The 2,521-nt window shown below is 65.7% G+C and carries 4 protein-coding genes; all 4 read right to left on the reverse strand.

Annotation, left to right across the window (positions count from 1 at the left end; all coding sequences use genetic code 11):
- Positions 1-685: 685 nt before the first annotated feature.
- Positions 686-1,420 carry a hypothetical protein gene (locus ACIRJP_RS42365; RefSeq protein ID WP_404186551.1) on the reverse strand — a complete coding sequence of 245 codons (735 nt, stop codon included), beginning with the start codon at positions 1,418-1,420 and terminating at the stop codon, positions 686-688.
- Positions 1,421-1,514: 94 nt separating this feature from the next.
- Positions 1,515-1,700 (reverse strand): hypothetical protein, encoded by a 186-nt coding sequence (locus tag ACIRJP_RS42370; RefSeq protein ID WP_404186553.1) that lies wholly within the window; start codon positions 1,698-1,700, stop codon positions 1,515-1,517.
- A gap of 50 nt (positions 1,701-1,750) precedes the next feature.
- Entirely contained in the window at positions 1,751-2,134 is a 384-nt protein-coding gene (locus ACIRJP_RS42375) for a hypothetical protein (protein WP_404186555.1), read from the reverse strand.
- A gap of 19 nt (positions 2,135-2,153) precedes the next feature.
- Positions 2,154-2,342 carry a hypothetical protein gene (locus ACIRJP_RS42380; protein WP_404186557.1) on the reverse strand — a complete coding sequence of 63 codons (189 nt, stop codon included), beginning with the start codon at positions 2,340-2,342 and terminating at the stop codon, positions 2,154-2,156.
- Positions 2,343-2,521 lie beyond the last annotated feature (179 nt).

The raw sequence follows: 2,521 nt of genomic DNA on the forward strand, positions 1-2,521 counted from the left end.
CAACCTCGCCAAGCGCATAACGGACGAGACCACCCCCACCTGGCGAGGAACCTACTAGGGCAGAAAGGGCAATTTGCCTAGATCAAACGCCCTCTAAGAGACGTAAAACGCCGGTTCCTCGCGTACTCCTCTCCATCACGCTTGCCGGACCCGCCCCATCTGGCAGTACTGGACACGTCCCGGCGTTGTCAGGGCCGCTCTCGCCCTCCCCGGCATCACCCGGATCAGGCTGCCCTCAGCTTCAACCCAACTGCTGCGACAGCGGGTTGGCGCAGGTCTTCCACCTCCACTCGAACCAACAGCGCCTCACGGCGCAAACGGAATGTGTGCCAGAACCGACTCACGACAGCAGTTGTTCACCACCGTGGGAGGCGCCCGCACGATGGTGGTGTCGATGTTCACGACGTCGCAGCAGTACGGACCACGGACCAGGCGCCCGGCGACGGCGGGGCCACCATGGACAACCTTTCCCCGTAGCCAGCGCTTTTGTCCGGTCCCTCCGGGAGCGGTAGACGAACGATCTCTCCTACGGCCACCGAGCTGCTGCTCAAAGTCGGGTTCTGGCTTTCCGAGTCCCGGTGCCCCCAGCCGTCCCCGAGGCCGGACAGATTGCCGCTCCACACGAGACGGTGCGGCGCTTGGCCAGGTCAACCTCCACGGGGCCGTCGGGGCGCACAACCGTGGTTCAGGCAGGGTCGGCGGTGAACTTTCCGCCGTCACGCGCCGCGCCGTGGCGGCCTTTGCCCGGCCTGTGGGCGTGCAGTGCGCGCACCTGGTCATCGGCGTACATGTGCTCACCGTTCGCCCCGGGCTGCCGCGTCACAGGAAACACGTTCCACCGGGATAGCTGCTTCCTCGCAGTCGCGCTGGCCGCAGTGCCCGTGTAGCCGAGGTACTCGGCGATCCAGCTGACCGGCCACAGCTCGTAGTCCCGTGTGGCGTAGGCGTCGAGGTCGTTCACGTGCCACAGCGGCATCAGGCCGTCGAGCGCGTAATGCCGGGGGGCGGGCGCGTTGCCGGCCTTCTGGAGCCGGATCCACCCCTCCTTGCCGATGACGATCTTTCGGTCGCTGCGGTCGGTCAGGTAGCGCACCGCCTGGTCCCGAGTCAGGCACCGGTCCTCGCGGGCTGCTTCGGCGGAGGGTACGCGTTCTTCCAGAGGCTCCATGCGGCTCTTCGCGCCGGCGATCGGCCACGCATCGTAGGGCATCTGGCGGGCGTTGTACTCCAGCCAGTTCTCCGGCGTTGTTTCTGCATTCCGTGGGAGGAGTTCCAGGTTCGTCATGAACCGGAGGTCCGGCTGGGACCCGATCTCGTCCGCGGCCGGCCCGGTGCCGTACATGTAGGCGTGGTTGGGGTTGTCGCCCTTGGTGCGTCCGGTGTCGCACAGGACGCCGAGCGGCTGGTGCCCGAAGGACATGTGGATCGCCTCGGCCAGGGCTTAGGAGTGAGGCCGTCGAGGTCGACCTCGACATCCGGGGAGCCCTTGCGGATGTGGAGCTTCACGATGTGCATCAGTAGTCGCCTCGGAGGGAGTCGATGTACAGGTCGGCTTCCTGGCGGGACAGCGAGGCGATGCCGTCGGGGTCGGTGGGGCCCTTGTAGAAACCGACAGTTCCGGCTTCGCCGTCCTGTGCCTGCTCGCGCAGGAGGCGGCGGATGGTGCGGATCTGGTCGGGAGTGATGCTCTCGGTCGTCATGACATCTTCTCAGGGTCAGGCGGCGAGCTGGGTGCGGAGCTTGGCAACAGTCATTGGCCCGCCGCTCCAAAGCGCTGCTCACGAACAAGCGGGTTCTGAGGATGTACCGACCAGTCACGACCGTCCCCCGAGCAGGTCACATGGGGTCCGTAAGGCGTCATCAACTCGCCGGGCCGCCTCTCCTGCATCTGGCAGCAGCAATCCATCAGCTTCACGATCGAAACGTCACTGGGGAAGATATGGACCGGAGCATCAGCCTTGGTCTCAACACCAGGAACGGTCGGCTCGATTCGTCGACAGGTGACCTCTTCGGGGCGGGCCGTGAGTCGATCTCCGAGCGGAAGGCTGGTCGGCTTGAGCCAGCAGCATGGCGTGAGGCCGGGAGGGGATCCGTCGGCTCGGCCGGACGGCATTTCGTGGGTGATGGGTTCCATTGACGTCTCCTGTGATCACTTAAGCGAGCTGGGTGCGGAACTGGGCGGCGAGGTCGAGTACGTCGTCGATGGAAATACGGCCAACGCCACCGCGGTAGGTGGTGCGCAGCTGGCCGCTTTCACGGGCCTGCGGATTGTTGTCCCAGGCGACGTCGGGGGTGTCGACGATGACGATGCGGGCACTGTGGAAGACGGTCAGCGCGGCCATCCGGTCGCCCTCGTCGGGGATGGCGTCGAAGCGGCCCGCGAAGAACGGGACAAGTCCGCTGATGCTGATGATGTTTCCAGCCCGGTTACTGAGGTTTTCAGGGTGGAGTCGGTGGTACGAGGGTCAGACCGGTGGCGGTGAGGCAGCCGTTGATCAGGTGGGGCCGGAGCTGGATCCTG

This window comes from Streptomyces sp. NPDC102437, assembly GCF_044765565.1.
Taxonomy (GTDB): Bacteria; Actinomycetota; Actinomycetes; order Streptomycetales; family Streptomycetaceae; genus Streptomyces.